Origin of the sequence: Kitasatospora sp. NPDC059747 (assembly GCF_042732955.1) — a bacterium.
Taxonomy (GTDB): Bacteria; Actinomycetota; Actinomycetes; order Streptomycetales; family Streptomycetaceae; genus Kitasatospora.
On record NZ_JBHWGV010000014.1, the window covers coordinates 81,132 to 97,093 of the forward strand.

The following is a 15,962-nucleotide window of genomic DNA, read 5'->3' on the forward strand; positions in this document are numbered from 1 at the left end:
CAGGGCCTACCCCGCCCTGCCCGTGGCGTAGTCACCGGCCTATGCCCCCCGGCCGGGGGGCCCCGGGTTCGACGCGGCCCGCCCGGGGGGGCGTCGCCGTCCCCGCACCGCACCGCACCGCACCGCACCGAACGCAATGGAGTAGGACCCGTGCCGAGAGACGCCCTCATATCCCACGGCGAAGTGACGGTGACCCAGGAGCCCGCCGCGGCAATGCCGGACGGTCGGCGGATCACCCGATGGACCTTCGGGGCGCCCGAGGGCGTGACGGTGGAGGTGCTGAGCCTGGGTGCCCGCCTCCAGGCCGTGCACGCGCCGGACCGGGACGGGCGGCGGTGCAACGTCGTCCTCGGCTGCGAGGACGTCGAGGACCTGCTCGGGGAGGCCGCGTACTTCGGAGCGACGGTCGGCCGCTACGCCAACCGGATCGCGGGCGGGGTCCTGCCCCTCGACGGTACGAGGCACCGGCTGGCGGTCCAGGACGACGGCCACGCCCTGCACGGCGGGCCGGACGGCTTCGCCACGCGGCTCTGGGACGGCGTGGCGGTCCGGGAGGGCCGTCGGGCCGGGGTCCGGCTGCGGCTGCACAGCCCTGACGGCGACCAGGGGTTCCCGGGCGCCCTTACCGCCGAGGTGATGTACCTCCTCGACCCGGCCGGGGACCTCTTCATCGTCTACCGCGCCGCCGCGGACGCGCCGACGGTCGTCAACCTCACGAACCACGCGTACTTCAACCTGGCCGGCGAGGGTTGCGGAACGGTGCTCGACCACCTGCTCCAGGTCGAGGCCGCCGGGTACCTCCCGGTGGACGGGGAACTGATCCCGCTGGGGCCCGTCCTGCCCGTGGCCGGCACGCCGTTCGACCTGCGCGAGTCCCGGACCACCGCGGACCGCGTCGCCGACGGACACCCGCAGATCCGCCGGGCCGGCCAGGGCTTCGACCACACCTGGGTGCTCGGCGGGAGGGGCTTCAGGAAGGCCGCCGTACTGAGCCACCCGGCCAGCGGCCGTCGGGTCGAGTGCTTCACGATGGAGCCGGGGCTCCAGGTCTACACCGGGAACCACTTCGACGGCTCGCTGACCGGCCGCTCCGGCCGCCCGTACCCCGCCTACGCGGGCATCGCGCTGGAGACGCAGCACTTCCCGGACTCGCCCAACCGGCCCGAGTACCCGTCCACCGTGCTGCGCCCGGGGGAGGAGTACGGCTCGATGACGGTCTACCGCTTCCTGTCCGAGTAGGAGGGCCCGGGCAGGAGGGCCCGAGCGGGAGCGCCCGAGCGGGAGCACCCGGTCGGGTGGTGAACGGGGGCGGTGGGCTCGTCGGAGCCCACCGCCCCTTTGTCAGCGGGCGACGAACACCCGCACGTCCCAGGCGTTCAGGGAGACCGACCCTCCGGACGCCACCGCGGTGCCGTCCAGGACGTCGGTCAGCTCGACGGGCGCCCGGACGTCGGCGGGCCGCCAGCTCCAGTTGTGGACCACGTGGACGCGGCGTCCGTCCGGGGAGGTTCCGGTCGTCGCGGTGACGGAGGCCGGCAGGTCCCGCCAGCCGCTCGCGGGAACCGGAGCCAGCCAGGCGGCCAGCTCCCGGGCGAGGTCGCGGCCGGGCACGGTGCCCACGCAGGTGACCCGGCCCTCGCCGTGGCGGCGGGTGGTGACGGCGGGCCAGCGGCCGAAGTGGGGGTGCTCGTAGCCGGCCAGCACCGTGGCGTCGGTGGCCGTGAGGCCCTCCACCCAGCGGGTGGCGGTGGCGCCCGCCGGTAGCTCCAGCGGACTGCCCGGGGCGGTGCGCAGCGGGAGGTCCGAGGTCAGGTTGCTGAATTCGTCGTACCGGACGCCGGCGGCGGCCGTGAGGCGCGGCGGGGCGGTCTCGTGGCGGGCCCGGGCCTCGTGGTCGGCGTAGCCGGTGCGGGGGCCGAGGACGAGGTGGCCGCCGGCCTCGGCGTAGGCGGCGAGCCGGTCGAGCAGGGAGTCCTCGGCGAGGTAGAGCCCGGGGACGACCAGCACGGGGTGGCGTCGCGCGGCCTCGGCGGGTGCGAGGCCGTCGTGGAGCTGTCGGGCGTGCAGGATCCGCACCTGGCGGCCGGCCTCGAACGCGCCGCGGTAGAAGGGGTCGAAGATGCGGTGGTAGGAGGCCGGATCCGGATCGCCGTTCGTCCTCGCCAGCGGCGGGTACTTCTGCATGAGCCATTTGCTGGGCATCGAGTAGACCATCGCGATGTCGGCATCGGGCTCGATCCCGGCGACCAGCGGCCCCACGGTCTCGAACTCGGCTCCGAGCCGGGCGAGTTCGGCGTAGACCCGGCCGGGCCTGCCGCTGTGCGGCAGGATCCCGCCCCAGTACGTCTCGGCGCCGAAGTGCAGGGTGTGCCAGTGCCAGTACTCGATCATCCGCGCACCGCGCGAGACGAGTGCCCAGGCGGCCTGGCGCCACTGGCCGTCGAAGGCCGGCCGGTTCTCCGAAGTGCCGCTGATGGCCTGGGCGTTGGTCTCGGTGACGAGGAACGGTTCCTGACGCGAGGAGAAGATCCGGTCGGCGCTCTGGTACAGGGCCCACACGCCGGTGGTCTTCCACCACTGCTCGTGGTCGTCGGGCGTGGTGTCGGGCAGTGCGAGGGCGTCCTGCATGTCGTAGTACGGGTTCCCCGCGGTGACGTCCAGGGCGTCGGTGATCTCGTCGTCCTCCATCGCGGGGTGGTTGTAGGCGAGGCAGGTGGTGACGAACTGGTCGGGGCGGGCGTACTCGCGGGTGATCGCGGCCTGCCAGGCGATGAACTCGGTGGTCTGGCGGGCCTGGAACGCCCGCCAGGCGACGTCGAACTGCGGCTGCTGGTTGTCGTCGGGGTGCCACAGGTCGGCCCAGGTGGAGAGCCGGTGCGACCAGTAGACCAAGCCCCACTCCCGGTTGAGGGTCTCCACGTCGCCGTAGGTGTGGCGCAGGTGGTCGACGAACCGCTGGAAGACGCCGTGGTTGTGGGGCAGCCGGAGGCCGGGTTCGTTGTCGACCTGGAAGCCGATGACGGCGGGGTGCGCGGCGTGGCGGCCGAGGATCGCCCGGGTGACGCGTTCGGCGTGGTAGCGGAAGGCGGGGTGGGAGAAGTCGGCCTCCTGGCGGGCGCCCCAGCCCATGCGCTGCCCCGTCGCCCGGTCGCCGGCGATCTCGGGGTACTGCCGGGCCAGCCACGGCGGCACGGCGTAGGTGGGGGTGCCGAGGACGACCGCGATGCCGCGCTCGTGGGCGCCGTCGAGGACGGGGGTCAGCCAGTCGAGCTCGAACCGGCCGTTCTCCGGCTCCCAGGTCGACCAGACGGACTCGCCGACCCGGATGACGGTGAACTTCGCCCCGGCCATCAGGTCGAGGTCTTCCTTGAGCCGTTCGTACGGCTGGTACTCGTGGTAGTAGGCGGCGCCGAACAGCACGCGCGGGGGCAGCGGGAACATGGGTGCACCTCGGAAACGTGAAGAGGCCCCGGCCGGCGGGAGGCGGCAGCCGGGGCGGGGAGGGACCGGGGTCAGGAGGCGGTGCCCGTCACCGTGGTGCCGGACCTGGTCACCTGGTAGCCGACGGTGGCGCCGCTCCAGAAGTGGAAGGTGAGCGTCGCCGGCGTGCCGTCCTTGAGCGCGTTGAGGAAGTCCGGCTTGAGGACCAGGGCGTTGCCCGTGTAGTCCGGCGCGAAGGCCGTGTTGAACGCCTGGAACGCGGTCCAGCTCGACGAGCCGGCGTTGGTGCCGTCGGCGTACTTGGCCTCCATGGTCGCCAGTTGGTCACCGTTGAACCGGGTGGGGATGGTGAGCGCGGTGCTGGTCCCGGTCGCGGCGGACACCACCGGCTTGTCGAAGGAGATCACGTGGAGCTGCCAGGGCTCGCCCTGCGAGTACTGGACCTGGAGGGTCGAGTTGACGCCGTAGGCGCGGTCGCCGGCCAGCCGGGTGAGCGCGTCGGAGGTCAGCGTCAGCCGGTCGCCGTTCAGGGTGTAGTCGAGGTAGGGGATCAGCGGCATGTCGCCCTGCCACAGTCCGGCGAACCACTGGCCGTTGCGGTTGAGCGTGATGGTCTGCGCCGCGATCGGGCCAGACTTCGACACGAAGAGGTTGTCGGTGGAGGCGGTGCCCGAGCGCGTGGTCCAGGACGTCTTGACCAGGGCCATCAGGTCGGGCTCGCGCCACTTCAGGGCGGTGCGGTCGAGGTAGTTGCCGTCGTCCCAGAGGGCGCTGGTGACACCGTTGAGCCGGGCCTGGTAGTTGACGTCCTCGTAGTACTTCAGCAGCTCGCCCTGCTCGACGGTGTTGGAGTTGGGCTCGCTGAGCAGTCCGTACTCGCCCAGGTAGACCGGTATGCCCTTGCCGACGAACTCGCTGTGCATCAGGGCGAAGGTGTCGGCCTGCATCTTCTGGGTCTTCGCGTCGAAGCTGGTGCCGCCCGCGATGTTCACGCTGAACGGGTAGTAGCCGTAGTAGTGCACGGTGGCGACCAGGTTGCGGTCGTGCAGGGAGGCGATCTCCGCGTTCAGGTCGTCCATCAGGGGCTGGGACGGGGTGCAGCCCTGGGTGGGCAGGACGAGCAGACGGTCCTTGTTGCCGCCGCCCGAGTTGCGCACGATGGTGACGAACGAGGTGTTGAGCTCGTTCATGTACGTGGTCTTCTGGGCGTCGGTCGCGTTGTTGAACTGCGGCTCGTTGACGCTCTCCATGAGCAGCTTGCGCGGCTCGTCCTTGAACGCGGCGGCGATCTGCTGCCAGGTCGAGTTGAACCGGGCCATCACGTTGTCGTGGTCGGTGGAGATGTCGGCGATCCACTTCCACGAGTCGTGGTGGACGTTCATCTCGACGTAGAGGCCGTCTGCGAGCGCGAGGTCGATCACCTGCTTCACCCGGGCCAGGTAGGTCGCGTCGATGGTGTAGGGGGCGGTGGTGGACTGGTGGGTGTACCAGGTGACCGGGATCCGGACGCTGCGGAAGCCCTGGGACCGCAGGTGGTCGAAGAGGGCCTTGGTGGTGAGCGGGTTGCCCCAGGAGGTCTCGTCGGGGATGGCGTCCAGGGTGTTGCCCAGGTTCCAGCTGGGCTGCATGGCGGCGACGGCGGCCATCGGGTCGCGGGGGGCCGGCCGGAAGAGCGATGCCGACTGGTCACCCTGGTGGTCCTGGTCGGCGAAGGCGGTGCCGCCGGCCACGCTGGTCGTGGTGAGCAGAGCCACCAGGAGGGCGGCCGACCGGCCGAGGCGGCGGCCGTGCGGCCGGGCGCTGCGCTGGGAGACGTTCAAGGAGTGATCTCTCTCGTGAGTGGTGGGGGTGGTGTGGTGGTGCTGACGGCCGGTCATGACGACGGTTGGGGCTCGTAGTCGAACCGGTCGAAGTGGATGGTGCCCGCCGCGGCGTACATGCCGATGACCCGGCCGGTGAAGCCGCCGGCCACCTCGGTGGACAGGTAGCGGCCTTCGAGGGTGGCGAGCGCGGTGAAGGTGCCGTCCGCGTCCTCGATGCCGAAGGAGAGGGCGTCCGGACCGCCGCGCGCGTCGCGCGGGGTCAGCGGGTCGATGTCGACGCCGAGCACCACCGGGCCGGGCGGTACCGGGCGGGAGGCGACCTCGGCGCGCACGGAGCCGATCCGGGCGATCACGGCCACCCGGCCGTCGGCCGCCTCGATCTCGTAGTGGTGCTCCTCGTCCAGCCGGACGGCCAGGCCGCCGCGGCCGTCGGCCGGGTCGATCAGGGTGCGGGCCCGGCAGACGAGGTGCTGCTGGCGGCGGCCGACGAACACCGCGTCGTTCTCGTCGAGGGAGGCGCCGGCGGCCCGGAGGGTCAGCCAGCCGGATCGTTCCTTCGTGGTGCAGAGCTGCTCCGGGCGCTCGCGTACGGAGATCCACTGGGGGTGCAGTTCGGCCTGCTCGAAGTCGTCCCGGGACGGTACGGCGGCAGCGGGGTACAGCGGCCAGGCAGGGGTGGGAAGTTCGGTGGTGAGCGGGCCGACGACCGGCCAGCCGTCGACCCACTCGACCGGAGCGAGGAAGGTCTCCCGGCCGAGCACGTGCCAGCCGGGGGTGCCGCCCCGCGGCCGGACGCCGAGCAGCACCATCCACCAGGAGCCGTCGGGGGCCTGGACCAGGTCCGCGTGGCCGGTGTTCTGGATCGGCCGGTCGGTGCTGCGGTGCGTGAGGACCGGGTTGTCCGGGCACGGCTCGAACGGGCCGGTGGGCGTGGAGCCGCGGGCGATCGACACACCGTGGCCGCGTTCGGTGCCGCCCTCGGCGATGAGCAGGTACCAGTACGCGCCGATCCGGTAGAGGTGCGGCGCCTCGGGGGCCTTGCCGCCGGTGCCGGACCAGATCCGCCGCGGCTCGCCGAAGGTCTCGCCGGTCGTCGGGTCGAGACGCACCTGGGAGACGCCGGCGACGGTGCACCAGCAGGTGCCGTCCTCGTCCCAGGCGAGGTCCGGGTCGATGCCGGGCACCCCGGGCGCCGGGACCGGGTCGGACCACGGGCCGGCCGGGTCGGTGGCGGTGACGATCACGTTGCCGCCGCCGCCGACGATGGTGACGATCAGCCAGAAGCGGCCGTCGTGGTGGCGCAGGGTCGGCGCGTAGATCCCGGCCGAGGACGGCACCTCGGGCGCCAGGTGCAGCTGGCTCGGCCGGTCCAGGGCGTTGCCGATCTGGGTCCAGTTCACCAGGTCGCGGCTGTGGAAGACGGGGATGCCGGGGAAGTACTCGAAGCTGGAGCACACGAGGTAGTAGTCGTCGCCCACGCGGCAGACGCTGGGGTCGGGGTGGAAGCCGGGGATCACCGGGTTGGACGCGGTGCCGGTGGGCTGGGGCTGGTCTGACACGTGGTCGGTTCCTGATTCGTGAGGAGGTGGTTCACGCTCGGGGGAGGGGGTGGCGCCCCGGGCCCTGGGCCCTAGAGAAAGTCGGGGCCGGGGCGCCACCGGTTCGGGGCTAGCCGATGGCGCAGGTCGCGCCGTTGAGCCAGAAGGCGGTCGGGTTCGCGTCGCTGCCGGACCAGGTGGCCTTGAAGCCCCACTGGGCGCTTCCGCCCTGCGGGATGGCGGCGTTGAAGGAGGCGTTCCCGGCGTTGACGCTGGGGCCGCTCTGCTTCACCGAGGCGTTCCAGCTGCTGGTGATCGCCGTGTCGCCGGCGAAGTTGAAGCCGAGGTCCCAGCCGTTGACCTGGCCGAGCCCGTTGTTGACGACGGTGACGGTGCCGATCACGCCGCCCGGCCACTCGTTCCTGTTGTAGACGACCCGGCAGCTCGCGCTGGTCGGGTGCATCTGCACGACCGTGATGCCGTAGGCGGGCACGGTCTGGGTGGTCGGGCTGCCGCTCTGCGCCGTTCCGATCGAGTTGCCGTTCTTGAGGTAGGAGTAGACGGTCGGGGTGTCGGAGGAGGCGGTGAACCCGGTGTACGAGAGGTTCACGGTGGCCGCGTTGTTCGGGTCCTTGTTGATCAGCATGACGGCCACGTCGCCGTTGGCGCGGCGCACGGCGTGCGCGGAGAGCAGCGAGGACGAGCCGGCGGCCTTGACCAGGGTGTCGCCGGGCGCTCCGAGCCTGCTGATCATCTGGGTGCCGTAGTAGGCGGGGAAGGGGGTGTTGAGGGGCGGCTCGCAGCTCGCGCCGCTGGAGACCATGCCGTAGTCGTTGTACTCGGTGGCGCCCTCGACCTGGCTCAGGTCGGTGCAGTCGACGCCGTTGTGGAGGGCCCACCAGTCGACGTTGAACGCGCCGTTCTCCATCCAGGTGAGGTACGTGTCCGGCGCGAACAGCCCGTTCGGGGAGGTGTCCCGGTAGGTGGTGGTGTTCGCCTCGGTCACCGCGATGCCGACGTTGGGGGCGTTCGTCCCGGCGTACTGGTTGATCAGCGAGCGCACGGTGCCGGCGATGTTCGGGATCAGGGCCTGCGGCTTGGTGAGCAGGTCGGCCGGGCTGGCTCCGCCGGGGTAGGTGTGAACGATCACAAAGTCGACCTTGGAGCCGGCGATCGACAGGACCGTGTGGTTCCAGTCCATGCTGTCGCCCGGGCCGACGACGCCGTCCGGCCAGCCGCCGGGGGTGGTGAGCACGGCGCCGATCTTGATGTTCGGGTCGACCGCCTTCATCGCCGAGACGTACTGGACCAGGTTGGTCGCGTAGGTCGTGGCGCTCTTGCTGCTGTGGGTGTCGTACTCCCAGCCGTTGCTGTTGCTGTACTCCCCGTTGCCGTAGACCTCGTTGCCGACCTCCCAGTACGTGATGCCGTAGCCCTTGGTGGCGTTGGCGTACTTGACCCAGTCGGCGGCCTCCTGGGGCGTGCCGGAGCCGTAGTTCACGGTGATGATCGGCTGCGTTCCGGCGGCGTGCATGGTGCCCATGAAGGCGTCGAAGCCGGTGTTCGGGGCGACGTACGCGCCGCCCGAGGCGGTGCCGGTCTGCCAGTGGTAGACGTCGGAGTGGCTGCCGCCGGGGTAACGGACGGCGCCCATGCCGGCGGTGCGGAGCAGGCCGGGGGTGGCGGAGTCGTTCATGGTGGCGTCGAAGACGGCGGTGTTGATGCCGACGCCGGTGGCGGGGATGGTGGCGAGCTGCAGGGCGGCGTCGACGGACACCGACACGGAGCTCGCGGCGTGGGCGGGCGGCGCGACGGCGGCGATCGCGCCGGTGACCGCAAGCGACAGGGCCGCGGCGGCGGCGATGACGCGATCACGACATGTTTGTGCTGACCAGTTCATGCGTCCCTCCAGGGTGGTGGGGGTACGTGGTGTTCGGGTGGGGGATCGAACTCCCGCGATCTGGACGGCGGACCCGGCGCGGCTGCGTGTGATCGGGCCCGGACGCGAAGCGTGTTCCGTACGGATGCGGACCGGCGCGGTGGGGAGCGCGCGGTCGCCCGGTGCATGGTCAACTCCCTTCGGCGGCCCTCCTGGTGAGGCGCAGCAGGACGGCGGACGGTGCCGTCGGCAGGGTCACGGTGAGTTCGGCCCGGTCCGGGTGCCAGGCGGCGGTGGCCCGGCTGGAGGCCGGGTAGAGCACCTCGGTGCGGACGTCGGTGCCGAGCAGGTGGCCTTCCTCGGTCGTGCGGAGGGAGGGGGAGGGTGAGCGCTCACAATGTAGTGAGCGCTCACAACTGCGTGAAGTGAGCGCTCACAACGCGCGCAGGACCGCGCAGCCGCCGGCGGGCACCCGGCTCAGGGTGGCGCCCGTGAGCAGGTCGTGGGCCGGCTGGGGGAGCGGTACGGCCTCGGCGCTGTGGTTGAGCAGCAGGTGCCAGCTCCGGCCGTCCGGCGCGTGGCGGGTGACGGCCTCGACGCCGGCCGGCAGGCCGGGCAGGTCCGGGGTGACGCCCGCCTCCGTGAGCAGCCGCCCCACCAGGGTGGCGTAGCCGGCGTCGTCGAGGCGGGTGGAGAGGTACCAGCCGTGGCCGGATCCGAAGGTGTGCCGGGTGAGCGCCGGGCTGCCGGTCAGCATGCCGTGGGTGTAGGCGGCGACGGCCTCGGCGCCCTCGGTGCGCAGGGACTCGCTCCAGGAGGAGCCCGTCGAGCCGTCGGAGAGCGCGAGTTCCTCGCCCTGCGCCAGCGGGCGGTACTCCTCGACCCGGATGCCCAGCGCCTCGCGCAGCGGTGCGGCCGGGTAGCCGCCGAGCCGGGCGTGCAGGTGCTCGTCGACGGCGGCGCCGAAGTGCTGGAGGAGCAGGGTGCCGCCGTCGGCGACGTACCGGCGCAGGTTCTCGGCGCCCGCGTCGGTGAGCAGGAACAGGGCCGGGGCGAGGACGACCCGGTAGCGGCTCAGGTCGTGCTCGGGGTGGGCGAAGTCGACCGTCAGTCCGGCGTCCCACAGCGCCCGGTGGGCGCGGCGCAGCGCGGGGTAGTACTCGAGCTCGCCGGACGGGAGTCCGTCGACCTGCATCGCCCACCAGGCGTCGGAGTCGTGCAGCACGGCGACCTCGGCCCGGACGGTGGAGCCGGCGAGCTCGCCGAGCCGGGCGAGGTGCTCGCCGAGCGCCGTCACCTCGCGGAACATGCGGCTGTCGGGCCCGGCGTGCGGGACCATCGAGGAGTGCCACTGCTCGGCGCCGGCCCGGGACTGGCGCCACTGGAAGAACAGTGCGCCCTCCGAGCCGCGGGCGACGTGGGCGAGCGAGTTGCGCAGGATGTCGCCCGGCTCCTTGGGGAGGACGCGGTCGCCGGCGTAGACGGTGTTGGTGCCCGATTCCATCAGCAGCCAGGGGGCGCCGCCGGCGAGGGAGCGGGCCCGGTCGGCGTCGAAGGCGGCGTGGGCGGCGGCCTCGACGCCGGGCCCGGTGGGGTAGTGGTTGACGGAGACCAGGTCGACCTCGCGGCCGAACGCCCACAGGTCGAGGTTCTGGTACCTGGGCAGCATGAGATTGGTCGTCACCGGCCGGTCGCTGTGGGCGCGGATCGCGTCGCGCTGCTCGCGGTAGGCGGCGAGGGCCTCGTCGGACCAGAAGCGGCTGTAGTCCAGGGCCTGGCCGGGGTTGCGGTGCCACTGGCTCTGGCGGGGCGGCAGGATCTGCTCCCACGAGGTGTAGCGCTGGCTCCAGAAGGCCGTCCCCCAGGCCTCGTTGAGGGCGTCGAGGGAGCCGTGGCGGGCGCGCAGCCAGACCCGGAACGCGGCGGCGGCGTGGTCGCAGTGGCACAGGGAGACGTACTCGTTGTGCACGTGCCACAGGGCGAGGGCCGGGTGGTCGCCGTAGCGTTCGGCGAGGGCGTCGGCGATGCGGCGGGCGGCCCGGCGGTAGGCGGGGGCGGCGACGCAGTAGGTGTCCCGGCTGCCGTGGGTCAGCCGGGTGCCGTCGGGGCCGACGGGCAGGGCGTCCGGGTGGGCCAGGCTGAACCACGGCGGTGGCCCGGCGGTGGGGGTGGCCAGGTCGACGGCGACGCCGGCCGCGTGCAGCCGGTCGAGGTGGCCGTCGAGCCAGCCGAAGTCGTAGCGGCCCTCTTCGGGCTCCATCAGGGCCCAGGAGAAGACGCCGACGGTGGCGAGGTTGACGCGCGCGTGGCGCATCAGCTCGTCGTCCTGCTTCCATACCTCGGCGTCCCACTGCTCGGGGCTGTAGTCCCCGCCGAAGGCGAGGCCGCCGAGGCGGTCGGTGAGCCGGCGGATGTCCATGGGGAGATGTTCCTTCGGTAGGGGGTCAAGTGCGGTGCGGAGCCGGCGCGGTGCTTTCGCGGACCACCAGTTCCGGTGGCATCAGGAGGAGTTGGTCCTTCGCCTCGTCGCCCGCGGCGGACGCGGTGATCCTCGCCATGACCTGTTCGACGGCGACCTGCCCGAGGTCCTTCTTCGGACTGGTCACGGAGGTGAGCCGGGGTGCGTGCTGCTCGGCCAGCGCGTCGGGGCAGATGGCGATGACGGAGGCGTCCTCGGGCACGGTCCGCCCGCTGGCGCGCAGCAGGCTGAGCAGTGGGCCGATCGCGGCCTCGTTCTGCACGACGAACCCGGTGGTGTCCGGGCGGTCCGCGAGGATGCGGGCCAGGGTGCCCGCGGTGCTCTCGTAGGTGCCCTCGCAGGGCCGGTGGAGGAAGCGCAGGCCGCGCCGTTCGGCACGGGCGCGGAAGCCGTTCAGGGTGCGCTCGGCGTACCCGGCGTGCCGCCGGTAGACGCCGCTGCTGTAGCCGATGAAGGCGATGTCGCGGTGGCCGAGGTCGGCGAGGTGGTCGGCGCACAGGGCGCCGGCGGTGGCGAAGTCGTGGTCGACGCAGGAGAGTCCGGCCGGGTCGTCGGGCAGGCCGATGAGGGCGGCCGGGATCTCCTCGGCCCGCAGGACCGGGATCCGGTCGTCGTCGAGCCGGACGTCCATGAGGATGACCCCGTCGGCGAGCCCGGTGGCGGCGACCCGGCGGACGCCTTCGGGCCCTTCGTCGTTGGTGAGCAGCAGGACGTCGTAGCCGTGCTCGCGGGCCGCCACGGTGACCGCGATGGCGATCTCCATCATCGTGGGCACGTGCACCTCGGGGCGGAGCGGCACCACCAGGGCGATGATGTGCGAGCGCTTGCCGGCCAGGGCCCGGGCACCCGCGTTGGGGTGGTAGCCGAGGTCCGTGATGGCCCGTTCGACGCGGGTCCGGGTCTCGTCGGAGATCGGCCGCTTGCCGCTGAGGGCGTAGCTGACCGTGCTGGACGAGACGCCGGCGTGCCTGGCCACATCGGCGAGTGTCACCATCGCTCTGCTTCCTTCGTGTCGGTTCCGGTAGGGGCGCGTTCCCGGTCCGTTTCCGGTCCGTTTCCGGTCCGGCGGGGCGCGCCGGGCCGGTGCGGACGGCTCAGCCCTTGATCGCTCCGGTGAGGACACCGGTGCGCAGGTGCTTCTGCACGAACGGGTACACGATCACCAGTGGTACCAGGGTGAGGACGACGACCGCCATCTGCAGGGACAGCGGTGCGGTCTGCGCGTGGGTGCTCCCGAAGCCGGCGTTGACGGAGCCCGGGATGCCGATGCCCCGGTTGACGTAGGTGAGCAACACGTATTGGAGGGGCCACTTCTGACTGTCGGTCGGCATGTAGAGCATGACGTTGAAGAACGAGTTCCAGTAGCCCACGGCGTAGAAGAGCGCGGTGACGGCGGTGACGGCACGTGAGGTGGGCAGGACGACGGACCACAGGATGCGCCAGTCCCCGGCGCCGTCCATCCGGGCCGCGTCGATGAGTTCGCCGGAGGTCTCCTGGTAGAAGGCCCGCAGCACCAGGATGTTGAACACGGAGACCGCGCTCGGCAGGATCAGCGCCCACCACTGGTCGTAGCCGCCGAGTCCGGTGACCACCAGGAAGCTCGGGATCAGGCCGCCGCCGACGAACATCGTGATGATCAGCAGCATCAGGACGAAGCGGTGGCCGAGCGAGCGGGGCCGGGAGAGGCCGTAGGCGCACAGGATCGAGACGGCCATGGACACCGCGGTGCCGACCACCGTGATGCCGAGGCTCACCATCAGGGCGGTGACGACCGTCGGGTCGCCGAGCATCTGGCGATACGTCTCGGTGGTCAGGCCGTCCGGCCAGATCACCAGTCCGCCGGCCCGGTTGACGGCCCCGGGGGTGGAGAAGCTGGTCAGCACGATGATCCAGAGCGGGACCAGGATGACGGCGAGCATCCCGCCGAGCGTGAGGCCCTTGGCGGCCTGGCCGACGGTGGTCGGCGGCTCGTCCCACGGCGGGCGGGCCGAGCGGGCCCGGCGCCGGGCGGCTGCTGCCGCGGTGCGGCGCTTCTCGCCCCGCGAACCCATGGTGGTGAGTGCGTTCGTCATTTGCGGTACAGCCCGTCCTCGCCGAAGGCGTGCGCCAGCTTGTTGGCACCCCAGATGAGCAGCAGCGAGACCACGCTCTTGAAGAGCCCGGCCGCCGCGCCGTAGCTGTAGCCGCCGGTGGCGATGCCGTAGTAGAAGGAGAAGGTGTCCAGGACGTCCGCGGCGTCGTGGCCGACGGCGTCGCGCTGGATCAGGAACTGCTCGAACCCGACGGACAGGGCGTTGCCGAGCCGCAGGACCAGCATGAGCACGATCACCCCGCGCAGGCCCGGCAGCGTGATGTGCCACATCCGCCGCAGCCGCCCGGCCCCGTCGGCGGCCGCGGCCTCGTACAGCTCGCTGTTGATCGCGCTCAGCGCCGCGAGGAAGACGATGATCCCCCAGCCCGCCTCCTTCCAGATCGCCTGGGAGGTGACCAGCAGCGCGAAGGTGTGCGGGTTGGTCATGATGTCCCAGGTGCCGATGTCGTGCTGGCGCAGGAACTGGTTGAGCACGCCGGCGCCGCCGAGCATCTGCTGGAAGATCGTGACCGCCAGCACCCAGGAGAAGAAGTGCGGCAGGTAGACCACGGACTGGAAGAAGTTGCGGATCCGCTCGCTGATCACCGAGTTGAGCAGCAGGGCCAGGGCGATGGGGATCGGGAAGAAGAGGATCAGCTGGACGAAGCTGAGGTACAGCGTGTTCTTCATCGAGGCCCAGAAGGCCGGGTCGCCGAACAACTGCTGGAACTGGTCGAACCCGACCCACTGGCTGTTCCGGACCCCGACCAGCGGGTCGTACTCCTGGAAGGCGGTGACGATGCCGAACAGCGGCGCGTAGTTGAACACCAGGAGCAGGACGACCGCGGGGACCGTCATCAGCAGGAGGGACTTGTCCCGCCGCAGCCTGATCCGCCAGTCGAGTCGCGCCGGCCTGGCGGGGCGCTGCTGCCGCGCGGTGCTCACTGGCCCGTGCCGTACTTGTTCAGGACGTTCTCGGTCATCCATTTCTTGAGGCGGTCCCCGGGGCCGGAGCGCCAGCTGGCGACGACGTCCTGGACGTCGGAGACCTTCTTCTTGCCGCGGTAGCAGTCCTTGACGGTGTCGTTCACGCTCTGCGCGGCCTCGGCCGCGGCGATGGCCTGCGGCATGCTGTAGTTCACGCCCCAGAAGAGCGGTTTGGTGAGGGCCTTGACGTTGGCGGCCTGCCAGGCCGCGTAGTCCTTGGTGACCGTGTCGCTGCCGGGGTTGCTGATCACCGAGGGGGGACCGGACAGGAACGGGAAGGTCTGCGCCTGGACGTCCTTCTTGCCCTCCTCCGTGAAGGTCGGCACCCCGTTGACGCGGTTGTGGTGGAGGCCCTCGACGCCGAAGTTGACCAGGGTGTACTCGGCGGTGCCGTAGGGGGCGGCGAGGTAGTTCGCGACGGCGAGCAGTTCCTCGATCTGGGCGGGCTTCAGGTCGGCGTTGAGGTAGCTGATGATGCCCGTGGAGGAGCCCATGTAGACCACGGGTGCGCCCTTCCCGTCGGCGGCGAAGAAGTTGAACGCGCCGCGCCGGTAGTTCGGGTCGGCGGCGACGCCGGACTGGTAGTCGCTCAGGTTCCAGCCGCCCGTGCCGCCGCCCTGGATGAGCACCTTCCCGCTGTAGAAGCGCTGGGTGCCCTTGTCGTCGCCGGCCATCGCGTCGGGGTGCATGTAGCCGGCGGTCGCCATGCGGTTGTGCCAGTCGAGGGCCTCCAGGAACTCCTGGGTCTCGAAGAGGTGGACCAGCTTGCCGTTGTCGACCTTCCACTTCAGGGGAGCGCCGAAGGCCGTGTACATGTAGGTCCACACGTCGTCGAAGGCCCACACGCCCCGCTTGGCGTCGGTCAGCTCCTTGCCGAGGTTCATCAGGTCGTCGGCGGACTTCACCTGGTCGGGAGTGATGCCGCGGGCTTCGAGGACGTCCCGGCGGTGGTAGACCATCCCCGCGATGGCGAAGTTGGTGGAGAAGGAGGGGATCCCGTAGATCTTGTCGCCCCAGGCCCCGACCTGCCAGGCCCCGGTGGGGAGGGCGGCCAGGTTCGGGTACTTCTTGATCTTGTCGCCGGACAGGAACGGGGTCAGGTCCGCGACCTGGGTGCCGGCCAGTTCGCCGGTGTTGAAGTTGGGGTTCCACCAGGTCGGCAGGCAGATCCAGTCCGGCAGCTGCTTGGCGGCGGTCATCGTCGGGACGATGGTGTTGTAGTTGTTCCCGTCGGCCGGCTTGATGGTCAGTTCGACCCCGAGGGCCTTGTTCATCGCCTGGTAGAAGGAGTTGCCGACCGGCGGGTTGGTGCCCCACAGCGGCGTGACGGCCGTGTAGCTGCCGCCCTTGCCGGGGACGCCGGAGACGGTGGCGGGCGGGGACGCGGGGTAGGAGAGGTAGGCGGGGTCGGTCGCGGTGTCGGCGCCGCCCGGCACGGAGGCTATGTCCGGCTTGACGGTGGTGCTGCTCGGTGCGTAGGTCGGCAGGGCGGCCTTCAGGCCCTCCTTGGTGTTGATGCCGGCCTTCTTGCCCGAACCGCCGCCGCTGCAGGCGGACAGCAGGGGCGCCATCGCGGCGGCTCCCGCGACCGCGGCGGCGCCGGTCAGGAAGCTCCTACGGTTCAACCCGGATCTCATGGTGGCGTGGCCCCTCTCCGTCGAAGCGTCGAAGCGCTTGGATGTTTCGGCGAGACTAACGACGCGTTACCGGTTCGGCAAGAGGCTGAACAAATGCAAAATCGTTT

Annotated in this window: 11 protein-coding genes; 1 reads left to right on the forward strand and 10 read right to left on the reverse strand. The window is 71.3% G+C overall.

Annotated elements, in window-relative coordinates:
- Positions 1-183 precede the first annotated feature (183 nt).
- Positions 184-1,239: an aldose epimerase family protein gene (locus tag ACFV4G_RS09060; RefSeq protein ID WP_380438081.1), complete on the forward strand. Its 1,056-nt coding sequence runs from the start codon at positions 184-186 to the stop codon at positions 1,237-1,239.
- Positions 1,240-1,341: 102 nt separating this feature from the next.
- Here ACFV4G_RS09060 and ACFV4G_RS09065 read toward each other — a convergent pair whose 3' ends face one another.
- From ACFV4G_RS09065 to ACFV4G_RS09110, 10 genes are all read right to left on the reverse strand, one after another.
- The gene (locus ACFV4G_RS09065; protein ID WP_380438083.1) at positions 1,342-3,441 is read right to left on the reverse strand and encodes a beta-galactosidase; all 2,100 of its coding nucleotides are present in this window, start codon (positions 3,439-3,441) and stop codon (positions 1,342-1,344) included.
- Positions 3,442-3,512: 71 nt separating this feature from the next.
- Positions 3,513-5,261, reverse strand: a complete 1,749-nt coding sequence (locus ACFV4G_RS09070; protein ID WP_380438084.1) for a cellulase family glycosylhydrolase — start codon at positions 5,259-5,261, stop codon at positions 3,513-3,515.
- Between the two features lie 53 nt (positions 5,262-5,314).
- The gene (locus tag ACFV4G_RS09075; RefSeq protein ID WP_380438086.1) at positions 5,315-6,823 is read right to left on the reverse strand and encodes a glycoside hydrolase family 43 protein; all 1,509 of its coding nucleotides are present in this window, start codon (positions 6,821-6,823) and stop codon (positions 5,315-5,317) included.
- Between the two features lie 109 nt (positions 6,824-6,932).
- Positions 6,933-8,702: a cellulose binding domain-containing protein gene (locus ACFV4G_RS09080; protein ID WP_380438088.1), complete on the reverse strand. Its 1,770-nt coding sequence runs from the start codon at positions 8,700-8,702 to the stop codon at positions 6,933-6,935.
- 169 nt (positions 8,703-8,871) lie between these two features.
- A complete protein-coding gene (locus ACFV4G_RS09085; protein WP_380438090.1) occupies positions 8,872-9,003 on the reverse strand; it encodes a hypothetical protein in 132 nt (43 codons plus the stop codon).
- Between the two features lie 111 nt (positions 9,004-9,114).
- On the reverse strand, positions 9,115-11,100 hold the full coding sequence (locus tag ACFV4G_RS09090) for a beta-galactosidase (protein WP_380438092.1): 1,986 nt from the start codon (positions 11,098-11,100) through the stop codon (positions 9,115-9,117).
- A 25-nt stretch (positions 11,101-11,125) separates the two neighbouring features.
- Positions 11,126-12,154: a LacI family DNA-binding transcriptional regulator gene (locus ACFV4G_RS09095; RefSeq protein WP_380438094.1), complete on the reverse strand. Its 1,029-nt coding sequence runs from the start codon at positions 12,152-12,154 to the stop codon at positions 11,126-11,128.
- 100 nt (positions 12,155-12,254) lie between these two features.
- Positions 12,255-13,232 (reverse strand): carbohydrate ABC transporter permease, encoded by a 978-nt coding sequence (locus tag ACFV4G_RS09100; RefSeq protein WP_380438096.1) that lies wholly within the window; start codon positions 13,230-13,232, stop codon positions 12,255-12,257.
- The gene (locus ACFV4G_RS09105) at positions 13,229-14,218 is read right to left on the reverse strand and encodes an ABC transporter permease (protein WP_380438098.1); all 990 of its coding nucleotides are present in this window, start codon (positions 14,216-14,218) and stop codon (positions 13,229-13,231) included. The genes ACFV4G_RS09100 and ACFV4G_RS09105 overlap by 4 nt, the downstream gene beginning before the upstream one ends.
- Entirely contained in the window at positions 14,173-15,843 is a 1,671-nt protein-coding gene (locus ACFV4G_RS09110) for an ABC transporter substrate-binding protein (RefSeq protein WP_380438100.1), read from the reverse strand. The genes ACFV4G_RS09105 and ACFV4G_RS09110 overlap by 46 nt, the downstream gene beginning before the upstream one ends.
- Positions 15,844-15,962: the final 119 nt, after the last annotated feature.

Bases quoted from the DNA above. Each gene is read 5' to 3' on its own strand.
- ACFV4G_RS09065 (WP_380438083.1), bottom strand. From the start codon at position 3,441: ATGTTCCCGCTGCCCCCGCGCGTGCTGTTCGGCGCCGCCTACTACCAC.
- ACFV4G_RS09080 (WP_380438088.1), bottom strand. From the start codon at position 8,702: ATGAACTGGTCAGCACAAACATGTCGTGATCGCGTCATCGCCGCCGCC.
- ACFV4G_RS09090 (WP_380438092.1), bottom strand. From the start codon at position 11,100: ATGGACATCCGCCGGCTCACCGACCGCCTCGGCGGCCTCGCCTTCGGC.
- ACFV4G_RS09095 (WP_380438094.1), bottom strand. From the start codon at position 12,154: ATGGTGACACTCGCCGATGTGGCCAGGCACGCCGGCGTCTCGTCCAGC.
- ACFV4G_RS09100 (WP_380438096.1), bottom strand. From the start codon at position 13,232: ATGACGAACGCACTCACCACCATGGGTTCGCGGGGCGAGAAGCGCCGC.
- ACFV4G_RS09105 (WP_380438098.1), bottom strand. From the start codon at position 14,218: ATGGATGACCGAGAACGTCCTGAACAAGTACGGCACGGGCCAGTGAGC.